This window comes from Brucella tritici (assembly GCF_008932295.1).
Classification (GTDB): domain Bacteria; phylum Pseudomonadota; class Alphaproteobacteria; order Rhizobiales; family Rhizobiaceae; genus Brucella; species Brucella tritici.
Window position 1 is genome coordinate 1 of sequence record NZ_WBWA01000120.1, and the last position, 246, is coordinate 246.

Below are 246 nucleotides of genomic sequence, written 5' to 3' on the forward strand. Positions count from 1 at the left end.
CATTCGGCTCTGAATTTGCCATTGAAGCTCTCGATGTAGCTGTTATCTGTCGGCTTGCCGGGCCGGGAGAAGTCGAGAACTACCCCCTTATGGTAAGCCCATAAATCCAGGTCACGAGAGATAAATTCGCTGCCGTTATCCACACGAATAACCGCAGGATAACCGACCTGACGGCATATCCGTTCCAGGGTCTGCACCACATCCTCACCGCGATAACTGAAGCGGGCATCGACTGCTGGCGAGAAG

Annotated in this window: 1 protein-coding gene; it reads right to left on the bottom strand. The window is 53.7% G+C overall.

Going from position 1 to position 246, the window contains the following annotated elements; translation table 11 throughout:
- On the bottom strand, positions 1-246 hold a 246-nt coding region (locus tag F9K91_RS25705; protein WP_151679085.1), incomplete at both ends, for a DDE-type integrase/transposase/recombinase.